The organism is Kineococcus halophytocola (assembly GCF_041276425.1).
GTDB classification, from domain to species: domain Bacteria; phylum Actinomycetota; class Actinomycetes; order Actinomycetales; family Kineococcaceae; genus Kineococcus; species Kineococcus halophytocola.
In genome coordinates this window covers 1-22,443 of record NZ_JBGFTU010000007.1, presented here as the reverse complement: position 1 = coordinate 22,443, position 22,443 = coordinate 1, and the positions used below count along the sequence as shown (strand labels likewise).

At 74.3% G+C, this 22,443-nt stretch carries 20 protein-coding genes and 1 tRNA gene; 8 read left to right on the top strand and 13 right to left on the bottom strand.

The window, feature by feature from the left end; translation table 11 throughout:
• Positions 1-22: 22 nt before the first annotated feature.
• Both AB2L27_RS07345 and AB2L27_RS07340 read left to right on the top strand, forming a co-directional pair.
• Entirely contained in the window at positions 23-1,804 is a 1,782-nt protein-coding gene (locus AB2L27_RS07345) for a DUF4012 domain-containing protein (protein WP_370440827.1), read from the top strand.
• Between the two features lie 155 nt (positions 1,805-1,959).
• A complete protein-coding gene (locus AB2L27_RS07340; protein WP_370440826.1) occupies positions 1,960-2,304 on the top strand; it encodes a hypothetical protein in 345 nt (114 codons plus the stop codon).
• Positions 2,305-2,393: 89 nt separating this feature from the next.
• Here AB2L27_RS07340 and pth read toward each other — a convergent pair whose 3' ends face one another.
• The 5 genes from pth to AB2L27_RS07315 form a co-directional block, all read right to left on the bottom strand.
• On the bottom strand, positions 2,394-2,990 hold the full coding sequence (gene pth, locus AB2L27_RS07335; RefSeq protein WP_370440825.1) for an aminoacyl-tRNA hydrolase: 597 nt from the start codon (positions 2,988-2,990) through the stop codon (positions 2,394-2,396).
• 28 nt (positions 2,991-3,018) lie between these two features.
• Positions 3,019-3,663, bottom strand: coding sequence for a 50S ribosomal protein L25/general stress protein Ctc (locus tag AB2L27_RS07330; RefSeq protein ID WP_370440824.1), 645 nt, complete (start codon positions 3,661-3,663; stop codon positions 3,019-3,021).
• Positions 3,664-3,828: 165 nt separating this feature from the next.
• A complete protein-coding gene (locus AB2L27_RS07325) occupies positions 3,829-4,806 on the bottom strand; it encodes a ribose-phosphate diphosphokinase (RefSeq protein ID WP_370440823.1) in 978 nt (325 codons plus the stop codon).
• Complete coding sequence (gene glmU, locus AB2L27_RS07320; RefSeq protein ID WP_370440822.1) at positions 4,803-6,323, bottom strand: bifunctional UDP-N-acetylglucosamine diphosphorylase/glucosamine-1-phosphate N-acetyltransferase GlmU; 1,521 nt, start codon at positions 6,321-6,323, stop codon at positions 4,803-4,805. The genes AB2L27_RS07325 and glmU overlap by 4 nt, the downstream gene beginning before the upstream one ends.
• A 133-nt stretch (positions 6,324-6,456) precedes the next feature.
• Positions 6,457-6,528, bottom strand: a tRNA-Gln gene (locus AB2L27_RS07315).
• 97 nt (positions 6,529-6,625) lie between these two features.
• On the opposite strand from AB2L27_RS07315, the gene AB2L27_RS07310 reads away from it, so the two are divergent.
• Both AB2L27_RS07310 and AB2L27_RS07305 read left to right on the top strand, forming a co-directional pair.
• Positions 6,626-7,264, top strand: a complete 639-nt coding sequence (locus tag AB2L27_RS07310) for a TetR family transcriptional regulator (protein WP_370440977.1) — start codon at positions 6,626-6,628, stop codon at positions 7,262-7,264.
• On the top strand, positions 7,261-7,785 hold the full coding sequence (locus AB2L27_RS07305) for a MarR family winged helix-turn-helix transcriptional regulator (RefSeq protein ID WP_370440821.1): 525 nt from the start codon (positions 7,261-7,263) through the stop codon (positions 7,783-7,785). Before AB2L27_RS07310 ends, AB2L27_RS07305 begins: the two co-directional genes overlap by 4 nt.
• A 28-nt stretch (positions 7,786-7,813) precedes the next feature.
• On the opposite strand, the gene AB2L27_RS07300 is transcribed toward AB2L27_RS07305, so the two are convergent.
• Positions 7,814-9,301: a sugar transferase gene (locus tag AB2L27_RS07300; protein ID WP_370440976.1), complete on the bottom strand. Its 1,488-nt coding sequence runs from the start codon at positions 9,299-9,301 to the stop codon at positions 7,814-7,816.
• Positions 9,302-9,638: 337 nt separating this feature from the next.
• Between AB2L27_RS07300 and AB2L27_RS07295 the strand changes: the two genes are divergently transcribed.
• Positions 9,639-11,423: an ABC-F family ATP-binding cassette domain-containing protein gene (locus AB2L27_RS07295; protein WP_370440820.1), complete on the top strand. Its 1,785-nt coding sequence runs from the start codon at positions 9,639-9,641 to the stop codon at positions 11,421-11,423.
• Positions 11,424-11,720: 297 nt separating this feature from the next.
• Here AB2L27_RS07295 and AB2L27_RS07290 read toward each other — a convergent pair whose 3' ends face one another.
• The 5 genes from AB2L27_RS07290 to metG form a co-directional block, all read right to left on the bottom strand.
• Positions 11,721-12,656 (bottom strand): 4-(cytidine 5'-diphospho)-2-C-methyl-D-erythritol kinase, encoded by a 936-nt coding sequence (locus AB2L27_RS07290; RefSeq protein WP_370440819.1) that lies wholly within the window; start codon positions 12,654-12,656, stop codon positions 11,721-11,723.
• Between the two features lie 24 nt (positions 12,657-12,680).
• Positions 12,681-13,553: a 16S rRNA (adenine(1518)-N(6)/adenine(1519)-N(6))-dimethyltransferase RsmA gene (gene rsmA / locus AB2L27_RS07285; protein WP_370440818.1), complete on the bottom strand. Its 873-nt coding sequence runs from the start codon at positions 13,551-13,553 to the stop codon at positions 12,681-12,683.
• Complete coding sequence (locus tag AB2L27_RS07280) at positions 13,526-14,704, bottom strand: ubiquitin-like domain-containing protein (RefSeq protein ID WP_370440817.1); 1,179 nt, start codon at positions 14,702-14,704, stop codon at positions 13,526-13,528. The genes rsmA and AB2L27_RS07280 overlap by 28 nt, the downstream gene beginning before the upstream one ends.
• A 273-nt stretch (positions 14,705-14,977) precedes the next feature.
• Positions 14,978-15,808, bottom strand: coding sequence for a TatD family hydrolase (locus tag AB2L27_RS07275; protein ID WP_370440816.1), 831 nt, complete (start codon positions 15,806-15,808; stop codon positions 14,978-14,980).
• The gene (gene metG / locus AB2L27_RS07270; protein WP_370440815.1) at positions 15,805-17,619 is read right to left on the bottom strand and encodes a methionine--tRNA ligase; all 1,815 of its coding nucleotides are present in this window, start codon (positions 17,617-17,619) and stop codon (positions 15,805-15,807) included. The genes AB2L27_RS07275 and metG overlap by 4 nt, the downstream gene beginning before the upstream one ends.
• Before the next feature lie 89 nt (positions 17,620-17,708).
• Between metG and AB2L27_RS07265 the strand changes: the two genes are divergently transcribed.
• Together AB2L27_RS07265 and AB2L27_RS07260 are read left to right on the top strand one after the other, a co-directional pair.
• Complete coding sequence (locus AB2L27_RS07265; RefSeq protein ID WP_370440814.1) at positions 17,709-17,936, top strand: DUF3072 domain-containing protein; 228 nt, start codon at positions 17,709-17,711, stop codon at positions 17,934-17,936.
• Positions 17,937-17,962: 26 nt separating this feature from the next.
• Entirely contained in the window at positions 17,963-18,718 is a 756-nt protein-coding gene (locus tag AB2L27_RS07260) for a VOC family protein (RefSeq protein ID WP_370440813.1), read from the top strand.
• Between the two features lie 9 nt (positions 18,719-18,727).
• Here the strand turns inward: AB2L27_RS07260 and AB2L27_RS07255 are convergent, their stop codons facing one another.
• On the bottom strand, positions 18,728-19,690 hold the full coding sequence (locus AB2L27_RS07255) for a quinone oxidoreductase family protein (RefSeq protein ID WP_370440812.1): 963 nt from the start codon (positions 19,688-19,690) through the stop codon (positions 18,728-18,730).
• Between the two features lie 28 nt (positions 19,691-19,718).
• Positions 19,719-20,765 (bottom strand): LacI family DNA-binding transcriptional regulator, encoded by a 1,047-nt coding sequence (locus AB2L27_RS07250; RefSeq protein WP_370440811.1) that lies wholly within the window; start codon positions 20,763-20,765, stop codon positions 19,719-19,721.
• 131 nt (positions 20,766-20,896) lie between these two features.
• Here AB2L27_RS07250 and arfA point away from each other — a divergent pair, with 131 nt between their 5' ends.
• Positions 20,897-22,408, top strand: coding sequence for an arabinosylfuranosidase ArfA (gene arfA / locus AB2L27_RS07245; RefSeq protein ID WP_370440810.1), 1,512 nt, complete (start codon positions 20,897-20,899; stop codon positions 22,406-22,408).
• Positions 22,409-22,443 lie beyond the last annotated feature (35 nt).

Below are 22,443 nucleotides of genomic sequence, written 5' to 3'. Positions count from 1 at the left end.
GCGCGCTCGCTACTGTCGCGGCGTGTCCGGCACCGCAGAGCAGCACCTCCCCGAGCCCGCGCCCGCCCCCCGCCGCCGGCGACCGCCGGTCCTGCGGATCGTGCTGGGCCTGGTGCTGCTGGTCCTGCTGGCCTGGGCCGCGGCCGTGGCCGTGGCCGGGGTCCAGGCGGGCCGGGCCCTGCAGCGCGTGGCCGATCAGGTGCCCCGGCTGGAGGAGCAGGTGCGGGCCGAGGACTGGACGGGGGCCCGGGAGCGGGCGGTGGGCGTCGCCGAGGACGCCGCCGCGGCCGACCGGGCGACGTCGCAGCTGCCCTACCGGCTGGCCACCGCCGTGCCGTGGGTCGGGGACCAGCTGCGGGCCGTGGCCGGCGGGGCTCAGGCGGCGGCCCTGCTCACCGAGCCGTTGCCGGGCGCGCTGGGGGCCGTCGACCAGGTCCTGTCCCGGGGCCTGGTCTCGGCCGACCGCACCGTCGACGTCACCGGCCTGCAGGAGCTGACGCCGATCGTCGTGGACTACCGGTCCCGCATCGAGCAGGCGCGGACCGCGCTGCACGACGGGGAGTGCCCGCAGGTGCTGTCGGTCATCAGCTCCCGGCTGGACCCCGTGACCGCCCAGCTGGACGAGGTCTCCGAGCCGTTGCGGACGGCGACGCAGGTGCTGCCGCAGCTGCCGGCGCTGCTGGGCGCCGACGGCCCCCGGACCTACCTCGTCGCCTTCACCAACCCCGCCGAGGTCCGGCCCGTGCAGGGCATCGTCGGGGCCTACGCCTACCTGTCGGTCGAGGGCGGGAGGATCACGCTCACGCGGACGGGCACGGACAACGACCTGTACGCCGCCCGCGCCGACGTCTCCCTCGTGGGACGGGAGTTCGCCGACCTGTACGGGCAGGACGCCGCGCGGGTGCAGAACGTCACCCTCGGCGGCAGCGCCGAGGAGGCGGGCGTGCTGACGTCCTCCCTCGTCACCGACGCCGGGCTGCCCACACCCGACGTCGTGGTCTTCGTCGACCCCGTCGGCCTCGGTCAGCTGCTCGGCCCCGAGCACCCGCCGCTGGAGCTGGGGCCCTTCGGCGACGTCGCGACGGCGGACCTGGCCCGGATCCTCATGTACGACGCGTACGTGCGCTTCGGCACCGACCAGGACGCCCGGAAGGCGTTCCTGGCCGCGACGTCGGCCGCGGCGTTCGAGGCCGTCCTGTCCGACGGCCTCTCCACGGCCGCGCTCGACGGGGCGCGCGAGGCCGTCGACAGCGGTCACCTGGCCGGGTGGTCCAGCCGCCCGCAGGAGCAGTCCGCGCTGGTGGCCGCGGGGGTCGCCGGTGCGCTCGGGGAACCCCGTGACGGGGTCGCCCACGTCGGGCTGACCGGGGTGGTGCCCTCGAAGCTGGACTACTGGGTGGCCCCGACGTTCACGCTCTCCCCGCCGTGCGCGCGGGCCGGGACGGGCACGGGGTCCCTGTCGCTCACGCTGGCGAACTCGGTGCCGGCCGAGGTCCCCGCCTACGTGTCCAACGCCGCCGCGCCGCGCGCCGCCGACCGGCGCACCGCCGTGCAGACGGTGTCGCTGTGGGTGGCTCCCTGGGTCGGGCTGGAGGGGGTGAGCGTCGACGGGCAGCCGGCGGCGGCCGCCGTGGACGGCGAGGAGGGCTGGCGGCTGGTGCGGGTCACCGTGCCCGTCCCGCCGGGCACGTCGGTCACGGTCGAGTGGCGGTTCAGCGGGGCCGCCGGCGCCCTCCCCCGCTCCGTCGAGGGCCCCACGACGGCCACGGCACCCACGGTGACGACCGGCGGCTGCACTCCGTAGGGGTTCACCCGGACGGGGCGGAACGGTCCCGCTGCGTGACGCCACGCCGCACCGAGGGGGCCGATCGGCTGGACGCGGGGGTGACGTTCCGTCATCCTGGGGACCGCCACGCGATCACAGGGTTCGCGGGGCACTCGAAGTGGGGGGAAACCACCGTGCGCAAGACCACCGCCCGTCTGGCTGCTGCCGGGGCTCTGACCGTCGCCGCTCTCGGCGCCACCTCCGGTGCGGCCCTCGCGAGCACCGCCTACGTCCCGTCGACCCCGACGCCGACCGTCTCCGACGTCGTCACCCCGTCGGCCAGCCCGACGACCGGCGGGTCCACCCCCGACGTGTCCGTCTCCCGCACCACCACCCCCGCCGCCGTCGGCGGGTCGAACGACGAGCTGGCCTACACCGGCGCCGACGTCCTGCCCTGGGCCGCCGCCGGCACCGTGCTCGTCCTCGGTGGTGCCGCGATGGTCGTCGCCGGGCGGCGCAAGCCGGGTCGCTCGCACTGAGCTGATCGTCCACGGGACTGAGGTCCCGCACGACGAAGGGCCGCCGGGAGACCGGCGGCCCTTCGTCGTGCGGGTGTGCGTCCCGGGCCTCAGGCCGGCGCGTGGAACTTCTGCTGCGCCGCCTCGAGCCCTTCGAGCACGAGCTTCTCGACGGCGTCGGCGCCGTCCATGAGCAGGAAGGGCAGGTCCTTCTTCTCCGTGCCGGAGAACTCCTTGAGCACGAAGTCGGCCGGGTCCTGCCGGCCCGGCGGGCGGCCGATGCCGAGGCGGACGCGGTGGTAGTCCTTGTCTCCCAGCGACTTCGAGATGGAACGCAGCCCGTTGTGGCCGCCCTCGCCGCCGCCGCGTTTGAGGCGGACGGCGCCGAAGTCGATGTCGAGCTCGTCGTGCAGGACGACGATCCGCTCCAGGGGGACGTCGAAGTAGTTCGCCAGGCCGGCGACGGGGCCGCCGGAGACGTTCATGTACGACGTGGGGGCCGCGAGCACGGCGCGCGGCCCGGGGGCACCGCCGGGCAGGACGCCGAGGCGGACCTCGGCGACCCTGGCCCCGGAGCGGTGCCGCTTGAAGGACCCGCCCGTGCGCGAGGCCAGCTCGTCGAGCACCATCTGCCCGACGTTGTGCCGGGTGCGTTCGTACTCGGCGCCGGGGTTGCCCAGGCCGACGACGAGCCAGGCCTCGCTCACGGGGTGCTGTCCTCCGGGTGGGGGTGGCTCAGGACTCGTCGGACGCGGCCGGGGCGGCCGCCTCGTCCTCGGACTCCTCGCGCACGATGCCGGCCTCGGCCTCGGCGGCCTCGAGCTCGGCCTCGGCCTGCGCGGCGGTGGCGGCGGCGCTGACGACGACGACGAGCTGCTCGGCGTCACCGGCCAGGGAGACACCGGAGGGCAGCTGGACCTCGGAGGCGGCGACGTGCGAGCCGGCCTCCAGGCCCTCGACGGACACGGTGACCGACGCGGGGATGTGCGTGGCCTCGGCCTCCAGGGACAGCGTGGTCAGCTCCTGCTGCACGATGGTCTCCGGGCCGGCCTCGCCCTCGACGTGCACGGGGACGTCGACGACGACCTTCTCGCCGCGGCGCACGACGAGCAGGTCGACGTGCTCGATGAAGCCCTTGATCGGGTCGCGCTGGACGTCCTTGGGGATCGTCAGGTGCGACTCGCCGTCGACGGTGATGTCGAGCAGCGCGTTGGAGGCGCGCAGCGCCAGCAGCGTCTCGTGGCCGGGCAGGGTGACGTGCAGGGGCGCCTCGCCGTGGCCGTAGACGACCGCGGGGATCTTGTCGGCGCGGCGGATGGTGCGGGCGGCGCCCTTGCCGAAGCTGGTGCGCTTCTCGGCGGTGAGCTTGGTCTCGGCCATGGTGGCGGTCTCCTCGATCTCGGGACGGACGTGCGAAGGCCCCGGGAGAGAACAGCGACTCATCCACCGCGTCGATCACGGTGGTGCTCACGCACCACCCTCGCCGAGGCAACCGGCGGAGAGTCTACCCGCTCCGCCGGCCGCCCCGTCCGGTCAGCCGGACCGTCAGCTGTGACCGTCGAACAGCGAGGTGACCGACCCGTCGTCGAAGACCTCGCGGATGGCCCGGGCCAGCAGCGGGGCGATCGAGAGGACCGTCAGCTGCGGGAACTGCTGCGACTCCGCGATGGGCAGGGTGTTCGTCACGACGAGCTCGGAGATCGGGGAGTTCTTCAGCCGGTCCACGGCCGGGCCGGACAGCACGGCGTGCGTGGCGGTGGCGATGACGTCGGCGGCGCCGTTGGCCTTCAGCGCCTCGGCGGCCTGCACGATGGTGCCGGCGGTGTCGATGAGGTCGTCGACGAGGACGCAGGTGCGGCCCTCGACGTCACCGACGACCTCGTGCACCTTCACCTGGTTGGGCACGTTGGGGTCGCGGCGCTTGTGGATGATCGCCAGCGGGGCGCCGAGGCGGTCGGACCACAGGTCGGCCACCCGCACGCGCCCGGCGTCCGGGGAGACGATGGTGATGTTGGAGCGGTCGACGCGCTTGCCGACGTGGTCGGCCAGGATCGGCAGCGCCCACAGGTGGTCGACGGGGCCGTCGAAGAAGCCCTGGATCTGGGCGGTGTGCAGGTCGACCGACATGAGGCGGTCGGCGCCGGCGGTCTTGAACATGTCCGCGATGAGGCGCGCGGAGATGGGCTCGCGGCCGCGGCCCTTCTTGTCCTGGCGGGCGTAGCCGTAGAACGGGGCGACGACCGTGATGCGCTTGGCCGAGGCCCGCTTGAGGGCGTCGACCATGATCAGGTGCTCCATGATCCACTGGTTGACGTTCGCCGTGTGGCTCTGGATGACGAACGCGTCCGAGCCGCGCACGCTCTCCTCGAACCGCACGTAGATCTCGGAGTTGGCGAAGTCGTAGGCGCTGGTGGGGACGAGCTCGGCCCCCAGCGCGCCGGAGACCTCCTCGGCCAGCTCCGGGTGCGCGCGCCCGGAGATGAGGACCATCCGCTTCTCGCCCGTGGTGGTGATGCCGGTCATCGGTCGGTCTCCTGCCCTTCGGCCTCGCCCTGGGTGGGGGCTTCGCTCACGGCCCGCTGCGCCGCCTCGGCCGCGGGAGTTCCTGCGCGCTTGTCCAGGGTCCAGCCCTCGAGGTTGCGCTGGGGCGCTACGTTGATCGCGAGCGCCCCGGGGGGCACGTCCTTGCGGATCACCGTGCCGGCCCCCGAGTAGGCGCCGTCGCCGACGGTGACCGGCGCGACGTACATGTTGTCCGAGCCCATCCGGACGTGGTCGCCGATGGTGGTGTGCGACTTGTTCACGCCGTCGTAGTTCACGAACACGGAGGCGGCCCCGATGTTGGAGTGCTCCCCGATCGTCGCGTCCCCGACGTAGGACAGGTGCGGCACCTTCGAGCCGCGCCCGATGCGGGCGTTCTTCGTCTCCACGAAGGTGCCGATCTTGCCCTCCTCCCCCAGCCGGGTGCCCGGCCGCAGGAAGGCGAAGGGGCCGACGTGGGCGCCGGCGCCGAGGACGGCGGAGCTGCCGTGGGTGCGCTCGACGACCGCGCCGGGCCCGACCTCGACGTCGGTGAGGGTGGTGTCGGGCCCGACGACGGCCCCGGTCGCCACGCGGGTGGTGCCGTGCAGCTGCACCCCGGGGCGCAGCGTCACGTCGGGTTCCAGCTCGACGTCGGCGTCGACCCACGTCGTGGCCGGGTCGACCACGGTGACGCCGGCGAGCATCCAGCGGCGCAGGGTGCGGCGGTTGGCCTCGGCGGCGAGCTCGGCGAGCTGGGCGCGGTCGTTGACGCCGCGGATCTCCCACTCGTCGTCCAGGGCGAGGGCCTGCACGCGACCGCCGTCGGCGCGCAGCAGGGCCAGCACGTCGGTGAGGTAGACCTCCCCGGCGGCGTTGTCGCGCCCCACCCGGGCGAGCGCACCGCGCAGGGCGGCGGCCTCGAAGGCGTAGATGCCGGAGTTCACCTCCCGGACCGCGCGCTGGTCCTCGGTGGCGTCCTTCTGCTCCACGATCGCGCAGACCCCGTCGGCGTCGCGCAGGACGCGGCCGTACCCGGTGGGGTCGTCGAGCTCGGCGGTCAGGACGGTCATGGCGTTGGCGCCGTCGGTGTGGGCCTGCACGAGCCGGGCCAGCGTGGCCCCGGACAGCAGGGGGACGTCGCCGTAGGTCACCACGACGGTGCCGGTCAGGTCCGCCGGCAGGGCCTGCAGCCCGCACTGGACGGCGCGGCCCGTGCCGGGGACGTCGTCCTGCAGGGCCACGGTCACGGCGGGCCCGGCGGTGGGCTCGGCGGTGGGCTCGTTCTCGCGGACGGCCGCGCCGACGACCTCGGCCCGGTGGCGCAGGACCACGACGAGGTGCTCGGGGCCGACCTCGCGGGCCGCGCGCAGCGCGTGCGCGAGCAGGGGCCGGCCGCCCAGGGGGTGCAGCACCTTCGGCGTCGCGGACTTCATCCGGGTGCCCTCACCGGCCGCGAGCACGACGACGGCGGCGGGCCCGGGGGTTCGGACGGGGGTGGTTGACGGTGCGGTGGTCACGCGGGGCGCGCTCCTCGCGGCTCGTCCGGTCGGCTCGTCCGGCTCCCTGGTGGGAACCCGGACCTGCGCCGGCCGGTGGCGTGGACGGACAGGGGCGAGGATATCCGCCCGCGCACCCCGGCCGGGACCACCGCTCCCGGGAGAGGATTCGAACCCCTACTGGACGGGACCAAAACCCGCCGTGCTGCCGTTACACCACCCGGGACGACGTCGTGCCGGACCATCCTGCCAGCTCCCCGGGCAGGGGGCCGACGCCCGTCCGGCAGGATGGCCCCGTGACCCCCGCCCGCCCCCGCTCCCGCATGACGGGCGGCGAACGCCGCGAGCAGCTCATCGGCGTGGGGCGGTCGCTGTTCGCGTCCAAGGGCGTGGAGGGCACGACGGTCGAGGAGATCGCCGCCGCGGCGGGGGTGTCCAAGCCGGTCGTGTACCAGCACTTCGGCGGCAAGGAGGGGTTGTACGCGGTCGTCGTCGACCGCGAGATCGCCGCGCTGCTCGGGGCCATCACCCGTGCCCTGTCCGGCCGCGGGTCCCCGCGCACGCTGCTGGAGCGGGCCACGACCGCCCTGCTGGACTACATCGAGTCCTCCACCGAGGGTTTCCGCATCCTCGTGCGCGACTCCCCCGTGGCCCCGGTGGCCCCCACGACGGGCACGTTCGCCAGCCTCATCTCCGACATCGCCCGGCAGGTCGAGCACCTGCTCGTCGACGCCTTCGCCGCCCGCGGGTACGCCCCCGAACGCTCGGGCATGTACGCCCAGATGCTCGTGGGCATGGTCGCGATGACCGGGCAGTGGTGGCTGGACACGCGCGAGCCGGCCAAGGAGGAGGTCGCCGCGCACCTGGTGAACCTGGCCTGGAACGGGCTCACCGGGCTGGAGCCGGAGCCGCGCCTGTCCACCCGCGTGCACCTGCCGCCCCCCGCGGGCCCGGCGGCGTGAGCACCCCCGAGGGGCCCGCGCCGGACGCACCCACCGACGAGGTCGACCTCATCGTCGCGGCGTGGCGCCGGGAGGCCCCGCAGCTCGACGTCGAGCCCCTGGAGGTCCTGTCCCGCGTGGCCCGGCTGGCCCGGCACCTGGACCGGCTGCGCCGCGGCGCCTTCAGCGGGCACGGCCTGGAGACGTGGGAGTTCGACGTGCTGGCGGCGCTGCGGCGGGCCGGGGCGCCGCACGAGCTGTCCCCCGGTCAGCTGCTGGTGGAGACGCTGGTGACGAGCGGGACGATGACGAACCGGGTCGACCGGCTCGTCGGGCGCGGGTTCGTCGAGCGCCGCCCCGACCCCGGCGGGGACCGGCGCAGCGTGCGCGTGCGCCTGACCCCGGCCGGGTCCGGCGTCGTCGACGCGGCGCTGGCCGACCTGGTGCGGGCCGAGCACGCGATGCTGGCCGTCCTGGGACGCGAAGAGCGCCGAGCACTGGCGACGCTGCTGCGTCGGGTGTCGGCGCCCTTCGAGGGGTGACCCCGCGGGTGCGGGGGTCAGCGGGGGGTCAGTAGGCCCCGCGGCCGCGGAGCACGGCCCCGGCGGTCTTCCACAGGATCATGAAGTCGAAGGTGAAGGACCAGTTCTCGACGTAGCGGACGTCGAGGCGGACCGACTCGTCCCAGTCGAGGTCGCTGCGGCCGTTGATCTGCCACAGGCCGGTCAGGCCGGGCTTGACGAGCAGGCGCCGGCGCATGTCGAAGCCGTACTCGTCGACCTCCTTCTGCAGCGGCGGCCGCGGGCCGACGAGGGACATCTCCCCGCGCACGACGTTGATGAGCTGCGGCAGCTCGTCGATGGAGTAGCGGCGCAGGACGCGGCCGATGCGCGTGATGCGCGGGTCGACCTTCATCTTGAACAGCACGCCGTTGCCGTCGGTGGAGTGGCGCAGGTCGATGAGCAGCTTCTCCGCGTCGGTGACCATCGAGCGGAACTTCATCATCGGGAAGGTCTTGCCGTCCTTGCCGACGCGCTGCTGCTGGAAGAACACCGGGCCCTTGCTGTCGAGCTTGATGGCCACGGCCAGGGCGAGGAACAGGGGGCTGAGCAGGACCAGGGCCAGGCCGGCGCTGACGCGGTCGACCGTTGTCTTGGCCAGGCGGCGGACGCCTTCGAGCTCGGGGCGCTCCACGTGCAGCAGCGGCAGCCCGCACACCGGGCGGATGGCCACGCGCGGGCCGATGACCTCGGTCAGGGCCGGGGCGACGACGAGGTCGGCGCGGGTGGCCTCCAGCTCCCAGCCGAGCCGGCGCAGGCCGGGCCCGTCCAGCTCGGGGCAGGAGGTGACGGCCACGACGTCGGCGTCGACGCTGGTCACGGCGTGCCGGACGTCGTCCAGGCTACCGATGACCGGGATGCCCAGCTCGCGCAGCTCGGCGTCGTCGTCCTCGCTGCCGCGACCGCCCGGGACGCAGGCCCCGACGATCCGCATGCCGTGGTAGCTGGCGCGGTGCAGCTGGCGGGCCATGCCGGCGACCGCCGCGCGGTGCCCGACGGCCACGACGGTCTGCCCGGCCTCGCCCCGGGTGCGGCGGGCGTGCAGCTGCTGGCGCAGCGCGTACCGGCCGATGAGGGTCAGCAGGATGGCGATCGGGAAGGCGACCACGACGTAGCCGCGGGCGATCTCCAGGCCGAAGGCCCACGAACTGGTCCCCACGAGGGCCACCACGGCCAGGCCGGCGGTCAGGACGCGGTGGAACTCCTCCGAGCCGACCCCCAGGAACCGCGGCTCGTAGGTCCGCAGCGCCCCCATCGCCACGACCCACAGCACGGGCAGCAGCACGGCGCAGGCCACGACGGCGCGGCCGGAGGTGAGGGTCAGGTCGGCGGGCGCCTCGTTGAAGCGGGCGAAGAAGCCCACGAAGGCGGCCAGGGCGGCGGACACGGCGTCCGTCGCGACGATCTTCTGGACGTAGGTGCGCTGCCACGCCGGGGTGCGCTCGGCCAGGCCGAGGCTGCCGCGCTGGCGGGGGACGAGCAGACGTTCGCGGCGCACGGCGTCGGCGGTCTCGTCCGCTGGCGAGGTGCCGAGCAACTGGTCGTCGATCTCCCCGGGAGCCGTTCTGGCCCCGGGCACGTCACTGATGCTCAAAGTCCCCCCTGGACTCGTGCGTCGCCCACCGGTCACCGGCGGCGACACCGCGGTACCCGCCCCCACGGGACCTGCGGTGCGTGGCACACAGTAGGGGAAGGCCACCCGAATGACGCAAGGGGTGGCAGCGTCCGTGACGGTCGCCCTGCAGGAATGCACCGGATGGCGTCACCCGTTCGACGCAATGCTCATACAAGATCACGATGAGTGATCGGACCGTTCAGACGCCTACCCTGGAGGCGTGGCACACCTGCTCGGCGGCGAAGCGCTCCGTCTCGAACACCCCACCCGCGTCGTCTTCGACTCCCTCACCCTCGGCGTCGACGAGGGGGACCGCATCGGCGTCGTTGGCCGCAACGGCGACGGCAAGTCCAGCCTCCTCGGTCTCCTGTCGGGCCGCCAGACCCCCGACGCCGGACGGGTGACGCGCCGCGGCGGGGTCCGCGTCGGGGTGCTGGACCAGGCCGACGGCCTGGACCCGCAGGCCACCGTGGGCCACAGCGTCGTCGGGGAGACCGACGAGCACGTCTGGGCCGGCGACCCCAAGGTCCGCGACGTCATCGCCGGCTTGGTCGCCGACATCGCCTGGGACGCGCGCGTGGGCGACCTGTCCGGCGGGCAGCGCCGCCGGGTGGCGCTGGCGGGCGTCCTCGTCGGGGACTGGGACGTGCTGCTGCTGGACGAGCCCACCAACCACCTCGACGTCGAGGGCATCGCCTGGCTGGCCGGGCACCTGAAGACCCGCTGGGCGGCGAACGACGGTGCGCTGCTCGTCGTCACCCACGACCGCTGGTTCCTCGACGAGGTCTGCACGACGACGTGGGAGGTGCACGACCGGATCGTCGAACCCTTCGAGGGCGGGTACGCGGCCTACGTCCTGCAGCGCGTCGAACGCGACCGGCAGGCCGCCTCGGCCGAGGCCAAGCGGCAGAACCTCATGACGAAGGAGCTGGCCTGGCTGCGCCGCGGCGCCCCGGCCCGCACGTCGAAGCCGAAGTTCCGCATCGAGGCGGCCAACGCCCTCATCGCCGACGTCCCCCCGCCCCGGGACCGCGTGCAGCTGTCCCGGCTGGCCACGGCGCGCCTGGGCAAGGACGTCGTGGACCTGTTGGACGTGTCGGTCTCCTTCGGGGAGAAGGACGTCCTGCGCGACGTCGAGTGGCGCATCGCCCCGGGCGAGCGCACGGGGATCCTCGGGGCCAACGGCTCGGGCAAGTCCACGCTGCTGTCCCTGGTCGCGGGGCTGCGCCAGCCGACGTCGGGGCGGGTCAAGACCGGCTCGACCGTGCGCATCGGCATCCTGGACCAGCAGTTCCGCGAGCTCGCCGAGATCGCCGGCGACCGCGTCCGGGAGGTGCTGGCCCGCACGCAGACGACGTTCTCCGTCGACGGCAAGGAGATGACCCCGGCCCAGCTCCTGGAACGGCTCGGCTTCGCCCGCGAGCACCTGTCCGCCCGCGTCGGGGACCTGTCCGGCGGCCAGGCCCGCCGCCTGCACCTGCTGCTGGTGCTGCTGTCGGAGCCGAACGTCCTCATCCTCGACGAGCCGACCAACGACCTCGACGTCGACATGCTCGCCGCGATGGAGGACGTCCTGGACACCTGGCCCGGGACGCTGATCGTGGTCTCCCACGACCGGTACTTCGTCGACCGCGTCACCGACCAGCAGTACGCCGTGCTCGGGGGCCGGCTGCGGCACCTGCCGGGCGGGTTCGAGGAGTACCTGCGGCTGCGCCAGGACGGGGTGGGTGCGTCGACGACCGGCTCGCGCCCGGCGCCGGCCCCCGAGCCCGAGACCGGCCTCAGCGGCGCCGAGCTGCGCGCGGCACAGAAGGAGATGACCTCCGCCGAGCGGCGCCTGGAGAAGCTGAGCGGCCAGATCGCGACGCTGCACGAGCGGATGGCCGCCGCCGACCCGGCCGACTACGCCGGGACGATGGAGCTCGACGGGAGGCTGAAGGAGCTGGAGGCCGAGGTCGCCACCCTGGAGGAGCGCTGGCTGGAGCTGTCCGAGCTCGTCGCCTGACGGACCGCGCGCACCGCGGCGAGTCCTGCGGGGTGTGGACGGTGTCGACCGCGCGCCGGGAACGGGGTGGCGGTGGGACCGGAACAGCGGTGGGGCCGGCACCACGTCGTCCGCGAGCACCGCGAGGTCGTGGAGCGAGCCGTGGGTGTCCCCAGGACGTCGCCGGGGCGACCGCGACGGGACACCCACGCCTCCCCCCACGTGGTGACACCGGTGGGTGCGACACCGCGGCCGGCGCCGCACTCGGTGACCTGCCCCCGATCAGCCGCCTGTCACCGACGTGATGGCCAGGTACACCTAGGCGACGGCCTCCAGGACGCGCGCGCCGACGACGGGGCCCGACGCCGTCCGGAGCCGCCCCTCCCCCACCTCCGGGGTCAGCGCGGCGACGACGTCGCGCGCGGCGGCGGCCGAGTCGGTGAGGAGCGCCACGGTCGGCCCGGACCCCGAGACCACGGCGCCGAGGGCACCCGCGTCCCGGCCGGCGGCCAGCGTGCGGGTCAGGTGTGGAGCGAGGGCGCAGGCCGCCTCGGCGAGGTCGTTGGACAGCGCCGCGGCGAGGGCCTCGGCGCTGCCCCCGCGCAGCGCCGCCTCGACGGCCTCCAGCCGCCCGTCGGCCCCCGGATCGGTCCAGCCCGGTCCGCGGCGGCGGTCGCACTCGGCGAAGACGCGGGGCGTGGAGAGCCCGGCGGGGTCCAGGACGAAGACCCAGTGGAAGGACCCGCGGGTCAGGACGGGCACGAGCTGCTCGCCGCGGCCGGTGCCCACGGCGGTGCGCCCGTGCAGGCCGAAGGGGACGTCGGACCCGAGTTCGGCGCCCAGGGCCGCCAGCCCGTCCAGGCCGGTGTGCAGCCCCCACAGCGCGTCGCAGGCCACGAGAGCGGCGGCGGCGTCGGCCGACCCCCCGGCCATGCCCCCCGCCACGGGGACCTCCTTGCGCACGTGCAGGTGGACGGGCTCGTCCACCCCGGCCCGCCCGGCGAGCAGGCGCGCGGCGCGCAGGGCCAGGTTCGAGCCGTCCAGGGGCACGCCGGAGACGTCGGTGCCGCCCGCGCCCTCCACCGAGACGCCCCAGTCCGCCGCCGGGGTGACCGTGACGTCCTCGTGCAGGGACACGGCCTGGAACACCGTCACGAGGTCGTGGAAGCCGTCGTCGCGGACGGGACCGACCTGCAGCAGCAGGTTGACCTTGGCGGGGGCGCGCGCGGTGACGGCGGGGCGGTTCTCGGACACGGGGACCGACCCTAGGCGGTCGCCTCAGGAGGCCGCAGCGGCCTCGGCGATCCGGGCGAAGTCGGCCACGGTGAGCTGCTCCCCGCGCGCCTGCGGGTCGACGCCGGCGGCGCGCAGGACCTCCTCGGCCCGGGCCGGGGAGCCCGCCCACGTCGCCAGGGCCGCCCGCAACGTCTTGCGGCGCTGGGCGAAGGCGGCGTCGACGACGGCGAAGACCTGCTCGCGCGTCGCGGTCGTGGGCGGTGCCGGGCGGCGGGTGAAGGCGACGAGACCGGAGTCCACGCGCGGCACCGGCCAGAAGACCGGCGGGGGGACGGCCCCGGCCCGGCGGGCCTGCGCGTACCAGGCGGTCTTGACGCTGGGGACGCCGTAGGTGCGGCTGCCCGGCCCGGCCACGAGCCGGTCGGCGACCTCCGACTGCACCATGACGACGCCGTGCCGCAGCGAGTCGAACCGCTGGAACATGCTCAGCAGGACGGGGACGGCGACGTTGTAGGGCAGGTTGGCCACGAGCGCCGTCGGCGCCGGGCCGGGCAGCTCCTCGACCTGCACCGCGTCGGCGATCACCACGTCGAACGAGGTGCCGGGCCGGGCCCGCTCGCGGACGGTGGTGGGCAGCTCCGCGGCGAGCACCGGGTCGATCTCGACGGCGACGACGCGGTCGGCCACCTCCAGCAGGGCCAGGGTCAGCGAGCCGAGCCCGGGGCCGACCTCGACCACCACGTCGGTGGCGGTGAGGTCGGCGACCCGGACGATGCGGCGCACCGTGTTGGCGTCGACGACGAAGTTCTGCCCGAGCTGCTTCGTCGGGCGGACGCCGAGCCTGTCGGCCAGCTCCCGGACGTCGCGGGCCGACAGGAGGGAACTGGTCAGAGGTTCTTGCCGCACACGGGCCATTGTCCGGCACCGGCGCGCTGGTACAGCAGCTTGGCGCGGTAGGTCTGCTCGGAAGCCGAGGCCTGGCTCGGCAGGCCGGAGCCGCCGACCGCGCGCCAGGTCTGCACGGAGAACTGGTACAGGCCGTGGTACTTGCCGCTGGCCGAGACGATCGAGGGGTTGCCGCCGGACTCGCAGCGGGCCAGGGCCGCCCAGTTCAGGGAGTCCACGCCACCGCCGACGGACCCGCCGCCACCACCACTGCCACCGCTGCGGGGGGCGGGTGCCGGGGCGGGTGCGGGGGCGGGCTTGGCCTTGGTCCCGACCTGGACGACCTCCTCGACGGGCGCGGTGTCGACGACCTCGCCGGTCGCGGTGTGCTCGGCGCGCACGCCGTCGCGGAACAGGTCGGCGTACGTGACCGTCTTGGACCCGTCGACCCCGGCGGTGAGGACCTTCCGCTCCCCGGTGAAGAGCTGGTCGGTCTTCTCGGTGCGGCTGCCGTGCGGGATCGCCACGGTCTCGGTGCTGGTGGAGCGGTCGACGCGCACGACGGTGACGCTCAGGCCCGGGGCGAGGCGGTCGGCGCCGGCGGTGGACATCTCGTCGCCCGGGCGCATCGTGACGCCGGCCTCGGCGAGCAGGCCGTCCACGTCGGCGGCGGTGCTGGTGAGCTGGCGCGTCTGGCCGTCGGCGACGAGGGTCACGTCCTTGGGCGTGGTGACGTCCAGGGCCAGGCCCTGCCGGCCCAGGGGTTCGGAGCGGGAGGCGGACAGCTTGGCGCCGTCGGCGCGCACGTCGAGGTCGGCCAGGGCCGCGTCGACGGTCTGCGCGGTCGTCCAGTAGGTCGTGGTCTCCCCGTCGACGGTGAGGGTGAGCTGGCGGCCGTAGCGGACGACGATGGTCTGCCCGTCCTGCAGGTCCGTGCTCGGGGCGGGGGCCACGATGTCGTGCTCGCCGACGGTGATGCCCTCTCCGGCGAGGACGTCGCCGACGGTGCCGCCGAAGGCGCTGGCCTGGGTGCGCTGCCCGTCGGCGTCGATGACGACGTCCTTGTCCAGCGCGGTGAACGCGACCGTCCCGCCGACCACGGCCGCGAGGCAGGTGCCGCCCGCGACGAGCCGGACCGTGCGGGAGGTGGAGCGGACGGCGGAGACCAGGGGGAACGGCACGAGAGGTCCTTCGACGATGGGCCCGGGCACGAGGTCTGGACGCGAGCGCACCTCGGAGGGACCCCCGTCCCCGGGCGCGGCGTGTGGTCCGGCCACCTCGATCCGGCCGACTGGAGCGGACCGTAACCGCTCCGAGACCCCTTCGACAAACCGCTGTGATCCCTGAACCGCCGCGACCACGCCCGGCGAGGCACCACCCGGGCGGATCTGCACCCGCTGCGCCGATCGGGTGCGGACCGGCCCGCCCGGGCCGTGACGAAGGTCACCCGGGCATCACCACGGGCCGTAGACGCGCTCCGTCGTCGCCGCGATCGTCGCGCACAGCTCGTCCAGGTCCGCCCCCAGCACGTCCGCCATCGCGCGGACGGTCAGGGGCACGAGGTACCCGGCGTTCGGCCGGCCCCGGTGCGGCACGGGGGTCAGGTAGGGCGCGTCGGTCTCGACCATGACCCGGTCCCGCGGGGTGAGGCGCAGCGCCTCGCGCAAGCCGGCGGCGTTCTTGAACGTCACCGTGCCGGCGAAGGACAGGAAGTAGCCGGCGTCGGCGCACACGCGGGCCATGGCCGCGTCCCCGGAGAAGCAGTGGAAGACCGTCCGCTCCGGGGCGCCCTCCTGCGCCAGCACGCGCAGGACGTCCTCGTGGGCGTCCCGGTCGTGGATCTGCAGCGCGAGGTCGAGCTCCTTGGCCAGCGCGATGTGCGCGCGGAAGGACTCCTCCTGCAGGTGCCACTGCTCCGGCGGGGTGCGGAAGTGGTCCAGGCCGGTCTCGCCCACCACCCGCACCCGCGGGTGCCGGGCGAGGTCGGCGATCTCGGCCAGGGCGGCCTCGTACTCCCCCGCCGCCACCAGGTCGGGCACCTCGTTGGGGTGCAGCGCGACGCCGCCGAGCAGTTGCGGGTACCGGTCCAGGGCCGCGACCGTCCACCGCGCGGCGGGCAGGTCGCAGCCGATCTGCACGCTGCGCGGCACGCCCGCCGCCGTCGCGGCCGCCAGCAGCGCCTCGACGTCCGCCTCGGTCTCGGAGTCGAGGTGGGTGTGGTTGTCGGCGACCGGGACGGCCAGCGGTTCGGGTGCGGGCGGGCGCTCGCCGCCGCGCCCCGTCACTGCTGCAGCCGCGCGAGTTCCTCCTCGACGACCGCGGCGACGTCGAGCTTGGTGAAGATCGGCGTCGGCGCGGCGACGGGGGTCCCCGGCACGATCGGGCTCGATCCCCAGGCCGGCAGGGTCGCGCCGTCGCCCGACCCGCGCCGGTACTCGCCCGTGAGGATCGGGTACGGCCGGCCGTCGTCGAGGTCGGTGACCTCCCGCAGCTCCGGCAGCGGCGAGACGGTGCCCGTGCCGCCGAAGGCCTCGTGGACCTTCTGCGCCGAGTGCGGCAGGTACGGCGACAGCAGCGTCCGGCAGTCCGAGACCGCCTGGGCCGTCACGTGCAGGACGGTCCGCATCCGCTCGGGGTCGGAGTTCTTGATCTTCCAGGGTTCCTGGCCGGTGAGGTACTTGTTGACCTCCCCGACGACCCGCATGGCCTCCCCGAGCCCGGCGCGCTGACGGTGGTGCTCGATGAGGTCGCCCACGGCACCGAACCCGGCCCGGGTCGTGCCCAGCAGCGCCCGGTCGGCGTCGGTCAGCTCCCCGGCGGCCGGGATCTCGCCGACGTTCTTGGCGATGAGCGAGGCCGTCCGGTTGACGAGGTTGCCCCAGCCGGCGACCAGTTCGCTCGTGGTGCGGGTGGCGAACTCCTGCCAGGTGAAGTCGGAGTCGTTGTTCTCCGGGCCGGCCGCGGAGATGAAGTACCGCAGCGCGTCCGGCTGGTAGCGCGCCAGGACGTCGCGCACGTAGATGACGACCCCGCGGCTGGAGGAGAACTGCCTGCCCTCCATCGTGAGGAACTCGCTGGCCACGACCTCGGTGGGCAGGTTGAGGTTCCCGAACCCGCCCGGCGACCCGCCGCGGGAGCCCAGGCCGTCGTGGGCGAGCAGTTCGGCGGGCCAGATCTGGGAGTGGAACGTGATGTTGTCCTTGCCCATGAAGTAGTACGACTCCGCGGACGGGTCGGTCCACCACGCGCGCCAGGCCTCGTCGTCGCCGGAACGCCGCGCCCACTCCACCGAGGCCGACAGGTACCCGATGACGGCGTCGAACCACACGTACAGCCGCTTGGCCGGGTTCTCCTCCCAGCCCGCGAGCGGGACGGGGATGCCCCAGTCGATGTCGCGCGTCATGGCCCGCGGCTTCATGTCCTCCAGGAGGTTCTTGGAGAAGTTCAGGACGTTCGGCCGCCAGCGGCCGGTCTCCCCCCGCGCCTGCAACCAGGAGCCGAGCGCGTCGGCCACGGCGGGCAGGTCGAGGTAGAAGTGCTCGGTCTCCACGAACGCCGGGGTCTCGCCGTTGACGCGGCTGCGGGGGTTCTTCAGCTCGATGGCGTCGAGCTGGTTGCCGCAGTTGTCGCACTGGTCCCCGCGGGCGCCGTCGTACCCGCAGATCGGGCAGGTGCCCTCGACGTAGCGGTCGGGCAGGGTGCGGCCGGTGGACGGGGAGATCGCGCCCATCCCCTTGCGCGCGACCATGTACCCGTTCCGGTGGACCGTGCGGAACATCTCCTGGACCACCGCGTAGTGGTTCGCCGTGGTGGTCCGGGTGAACAGGTCGTAGGACAGCCCCAGGCCCTGCAGGTCCTCGGTGATGACGCGGTTGTACCGGTCGGCCAGCGCCTGCGGGCTCACCCCCTCCTGCTCGGCCTGCACGAGGATCGGCGTCCCGTGCTCGTCGGTGCCCGAGACCATGAGGACGTCGTGACCCGCCATCCGCATGTACCGGCTGAACACGTCGGAGGGGACGCCGAAGCCGGCGACGTGGCCGATGTGGCGGGGGCCGTTGGCGTAGGGCCAGGCCACCGCGGACAGGACGTGGGTCATGCGGGCGAGTCTAGGGGGCCGCCCACCCCGGGAGCCGGGGCCGGTCGCGCCGACGCGCGCTCCGTTCGAACGGGCCGTACGGTCGCCGGATGAGCGAACAGGCGCCCGACCAGGACCGGCAGGACCCCACCCAGAACGCCGAGAAGGACCCCGAGACCTGGGTCACCGGGGACGAGCCCATGACCGGTCCGCAGCGCAGCTACCTGCAGACGCTGGCGCGCGAGGCCGGCCGGGAGCTGCCCGAGGACCTCGACAAGGCCCGGGCCTCGGAGCTGATCGACGAGCTGCAGCGCGAGACCGGTCGCGGGGACTCCTGACGCGCCCGTCCCGGTAGCCTCCGGCCGTGGACAGCCGACCGGTGGACAGCCGCCTCGTGAACGTCGTGGTCGACGCCGCCGACCCGACGGCGCTGGCGCACTGGTGGCGGCGCGCGCTGGACTGGCGGATGGGCTACACCGACGCCCACGAGACCGACGTCGTCCCCCCGGAGGGCGAACCCGGCATCGAGCTGGTGTTCGTCCCCGGGGGCCGGCGCAAGGAGCCCGGGCGCGACCCCCAGCGGGTGCACCTGGACCTGGACTCCGCCTCCCCCGCCGACCAGCGCGAGACGGTGGAGTTCCTCCTGGACGCCGGTGCCCGGCACGCCGACGTCGGTCAGGGCGAGGTGCCGTGGGTGGTGCTGGCCGACCCCGAGGGCAACGAGTTCTGCGTCCTGGACCCGCGGCCGGAGTACGACGGGACCGGGCGGGTCGCCGCCGTCGTCCACCTCGCAGCCGATCCCGGGGCCCTGGCGGGTTTCTGGGCCCCGCTGGCGGGGATGACGTTGCAGCGCGGCGACTCCCGAGTGGCGCAGCTGCGGGGGGCGAGCGGCCCGTTCCTGGAGTTCGTCGCCTCCCCCACCCCGCACGCGAGGAAGAACCGCTGGCACCTGGACGTGCGCGCGACGCGGTCCGGCCGGGGGCGCGAGCGGGTGCTGTCGAACGCGCTGCGGGCCGGGGCCCGGCCCGCCGACGTCGGCCAGGGACCGGACGTGTCGTGGACGGTGCTCGCCGACCCCGAGGGCAACGAGTTCTGCGTCCTGTCCGGCCTCGTCGACTGACCCGGGGGTTCAGGGCAGCAGCAGGAGCTTGCCCGTCGTCCGGCGCCCCTGCAGGTCCTCGTGGGCCCGGCGCGCCTGCGCCAGCGGGTACGTGCCGCCGACCCGGACGTCGAGCTCGCCCGCCGCGATCCACCCGAACAGCTCCCCGGCCCGCGACAGGAGCTCGGCCCGGGTCCGCGTGTAGGCCCCCAGGCTCGGGCGGGTCAGGAACAACGACCCGAGCGCGTTGAGGCGCTGGACGTCGAAGGGCGGGACCTGGCCGCTGGACCCGCCGAACAGGGCCATGAGCCCGCGCGGGCGCAGGGCGGTCAGACCGGCCTCGAAGGTGTCCGCGCCGACGCCGTCGTAGACGACGTCGACCCCGCGACCGCCGGTGAGCTCCCGGGCGCGCCCGGCCGCCTCGGCGTAACCGACCACCTCCTCGGCGCCGGCGGCCCGGGACAGCTCGGCCTTGGCCGGGGTGGACACGGTGGTCAGGACGTGGGCGCCCTTGAGCTTCAGGATCCGGGTGAGCAGCAGGCCGACCCCGCCGGCGCCGGCGTGCACGAGCGCCCACGTCCCCGGGCCCGCCGGGTAGGTGTCGGTGGCCAGGTAGTGCGCCGTGAGCCCCTGCAGCAGGACGGCCGCCGCGGTGCGCGCGTCCACCCCGTCGGGGACGGGCACGACCTCGGCGGCCGGGACGAGGACCCGCTCGGCGTAGCTGCCGGGCGCCTCCTTCCACGCGACGGTCTGCCCGGGGGCGATCCCCTCGACCCCGGGGCCCAGGGCGGCCACGCGCCCGGCGCCCTCGCTGCCCAGGACGGCCGGCAGGTCCAGGGGGTACACCCCGCTGCGCCGGTAGGTGTCGATGTAGTTCACCCCGGCGGCCACCACGTCGACGAGCACCTCACCGGGCCCGGGGACGGGCGGGGGGACGTCGACGACGGTGAGGACCTCGGGCCCTCCGGTCCGTTCCACCTGGACTGCGCGCACGGGGGCAGCCTGCCACCGGCGCCCGCGGTCAGCCCGCGGTGCTCTCCCGGACCACGAGACGCCCGGTCACCGTCAGCAGCCGTTCGGGGCCGTCGTACCCGGCGAGGCGGTCCGAGAGCAGCCGCAGCGCCATCTCGGCCATCTCCGAGCGGTCCAGGGCGACGGAGGTCAGGGTCGGCGCGGAGTACTGGGCCTGCTCGACGTCGTCGACGCCCAGGACCGCGACGTCCTGCGGGACGCGCAGGCCGAGGCCGCGCAGGGCGTGCACGACGCCGAAGGCGATGAGGTCGTTGGCGGCGAAGACCGCGTCGACGTCGGGCCGGTCCCGCAGCAGCGCGGTGGCCCCCTCGGCCCCGTCCCGGCGGGTCCACTCCGCCAGGGGCCGCACGAGCTCGGGGTCGAACGGCACCCGGGCCCGGCGCAGCGCCCGGCGGTACCCCTCGATCCGCTGGGCGACGACCGGCGGGCGGACGGCGTCCCGGTGCTTGTCCCCGACGAAGGCGATCGTCCGGCGCCCGCGCTCCAGCAGGTGCCGCACCGCGCGGTCGCCGAGGTCGACGGAGTCGATGGTGACCCGGTCGAAGCCGGACCCCTCGCCGTACTCCCCGACGAGCACGGCCGGCGTGGTGTCCCGGCGCTGCTTGAACTCGTCCACCGGCAGGCTCTGCGGGGCGAAGATCAGGCCGTCGACGAGCCGGACCGGGAAGCCCGTGGCGACCTCGCGCTCGCGGTCGAGGTCGCCGTCGGTCTGCTCGACCAGCAGCGTCAGCCCCCGCTCGCGGGCCACGTCGACCAGGGTGGAGGCGAGCTCGCCGTAGTACGGGCTGGTCAGGTCCGGCAGGGCCAGGGCCACCAGGCCCGTGCGGCCCTGCCGCAGCTGGCGGCCGATCCCGTTGGGCCGGTAGTCGAGCTCGGCGATGAAGGCCTTGACCTTCTCGCGCATCTCCGGCCGCACGTGCGGGTGGTCGTTGACGACGTTGGAGACCGTCTTGATCGACACCCCCGCGGCCTCGGCCACGTCCCGCAACGTCGTGGGACGCGGCGTCGCGCGGGACGGCACGGGTGAGGAGGGCATCGACGCATTGTGCCACCGGCGCCTTGACGTCGGTGCCGCTTTCGCGTTGACTGCCTTCCAACGTTGCAAGAACGCGACGCCGCAGGACCCGCCCCGCACACCGACGTGACGCGACCCCAGGAGATCCCCCCGTGCGCACCGCCCGTCTCGCTCTCGACCCCGCCTTCACCGTGGGTCCGGTCCCTCGCCGGCTGTTCGGCTCGTTCGTCGAGCACATGGGCCGCTGCGTCTACACCGGCATCTTCGAACCGGACCACCCCAGCGCCGACGAGGACGGTCTGCGCACCGACGTCCTCGAACTCACCAAGGAGATCGGCCCGACCGTCGTGCGCTACCCCGGCGGCAACTTCGTCTCCGGGTTCGAGTGGGAGGACTCCGTCGGCCCGCGCGAGAACCGCCCCCGCCGGATCGACCGCGCCTGGCGCTCGGTGGAGACCAACCAGTTCGGTCTGGCCGAGTTCGACTCCTGGGCCCGCAAGGTCGGCACCGAGACCATGATGGCCGTCAACCTCGGCACCCGCGGCCTGCAGGAGGCCTGCGACCTGCTGGAGTACAGCAACCTCGACTCCGGGACGAAGTTCGCCGACCTGCGCAAGGCCCACGGCTCCAAGGACCCGTTCGACATCAAGCTCTGGTGCCTGGGCAACGAGCTCGACGGCCCCTGGCAGACCGGGCACAAGACCGCCGCCGAGTACGGCCGCCTGGCCGCCGAGACCGGCATGGCCATGCGCTCGATCGACCCCGACATCGAACTCGTCGCCGTCGGATCCTCCAGCCGGTCGATGCCGACGTTCGGCGACTGGGAGCAGACCGTCCTGGAACTGTCCTACCACGCGGTCGACTACGTCTCCCTGCACGCCTACTACCAGGAGCACGACGGGGACGCGGCGAGCTTCCTGGCCTCCGCCGTCGACATGGACCTGTTCATCGACCAGGTCGTGGCCACCGCGGACGCCGTGCGCGCCAAGGGCAAGCACACCAAGAAGATCAACCTCAGCTTCGACGAGTGGAACGTCTGGTACCAGTCCCGGCCGCACCACGCCCCGGGCGTGCAGCCGTGGGACGTCGCCCCGCGCGTCATCGAGGACGAGTACTCCATCACCGACGCCGTCGTGGTGGGCACCCTGCTGAACTCGCTGCTGCGCCACGCCGACCGCGTCCACATCGGCGCCCAGGCCCAGCTCGTCAACGTCATCGGCCTGCTGCGCAGCGAACCGGGCGGCGAGGCGTGGAAGCAGACCATCGCCCACCCGTTCGAGCAGGTCCGCCGCCTCGCGACGGGCGACGTCCTGCAGGTCGTCACCACGTCGGACAAGTACGAGACGGCGAAGTTCGACGCCGTCGACGTGGTCGACGCCTCGGCGACCTACGACGAGGAGTTCCTCACGGTGTTCCTCGCCAACCGCGACCAGGAGCAGCCGGCCTCGGTCGAGGTTCCGCTGCGGGCGTTCGACGTCGACCGCGTCGCCACCGCGAAGGTCCTGGCCGCCACCGAGGGCCAGGACCGGCACACGACGAACCTCGAGGGCGACCACTCGGCCGTCGGCCTGCGCGCGCTGGAGGACGTCACCGTGACCGACGGGCTCGCCACGGTCGTCCTGCCGCCGCTGTCCTGGGCGGTCGTGCAGTTCCGCAAGGGCTGATCCCCTCCGACGGCGGGCGCGGTCCCGCGGGGTCC

What these genes read in the sequence shown, in the direction of transcription:
- AB2L27_RS07330 (WP_370440824.1), bottom strand. Translation starts at nt 3,663, where the DNA reads ATGGCCGAGACCAAGCTCACCGCCGAGAAGCGCACCAGCTTCGGCAAG.
- AB2L27_RS07325 (WP_370440823.1), bottom strand. Translation starts at nt 4,806, where the DNA reads ATGACCGGCATCACCACCACGGGCGAGAAGCGGATGGTCCTCATCTCC.
- AB2L27_RS07310 (WP_370440977.1), top strand. Translation starts at nt 6,626, where the DNA reads ATGACGGGCGGCGAACGCCGCGAGCAGCTCATCGGCGTGGGGCGGTCG.
- rsmA (WP_370440818.1), bottom strand. Translation starts at nt 13,553, where the DNA reads ATGGCCCGTGTGCGGCAAGAACCTCTGACCAGTTCCCTCCTGTCGGCC.
- metG (WP_370440815.1), bottom strand. Translation starts at nt 17,619, where the DNA reads ATGACCCACGTCCTGTCCGCGGTGGCCTGGCCCTACGCCAACGGCCCC.
- AB2L27_RS07265 (WP_370440814.1), top strand. Translation starts at nt 17,709, where the DNA reads ATGAGCGAACAGGCGCCCGACCAGGACCGGCAGGACCCCACCCAGAAC.
- AB2L27_RS07250 (WP_370440811.1), bottom strand. Translation starts at nt 20,765, where the DNA reads ATGCCCTCCTCACCCGTGCCGTCCCGCGCGACGCCGCGTCCCACGACG.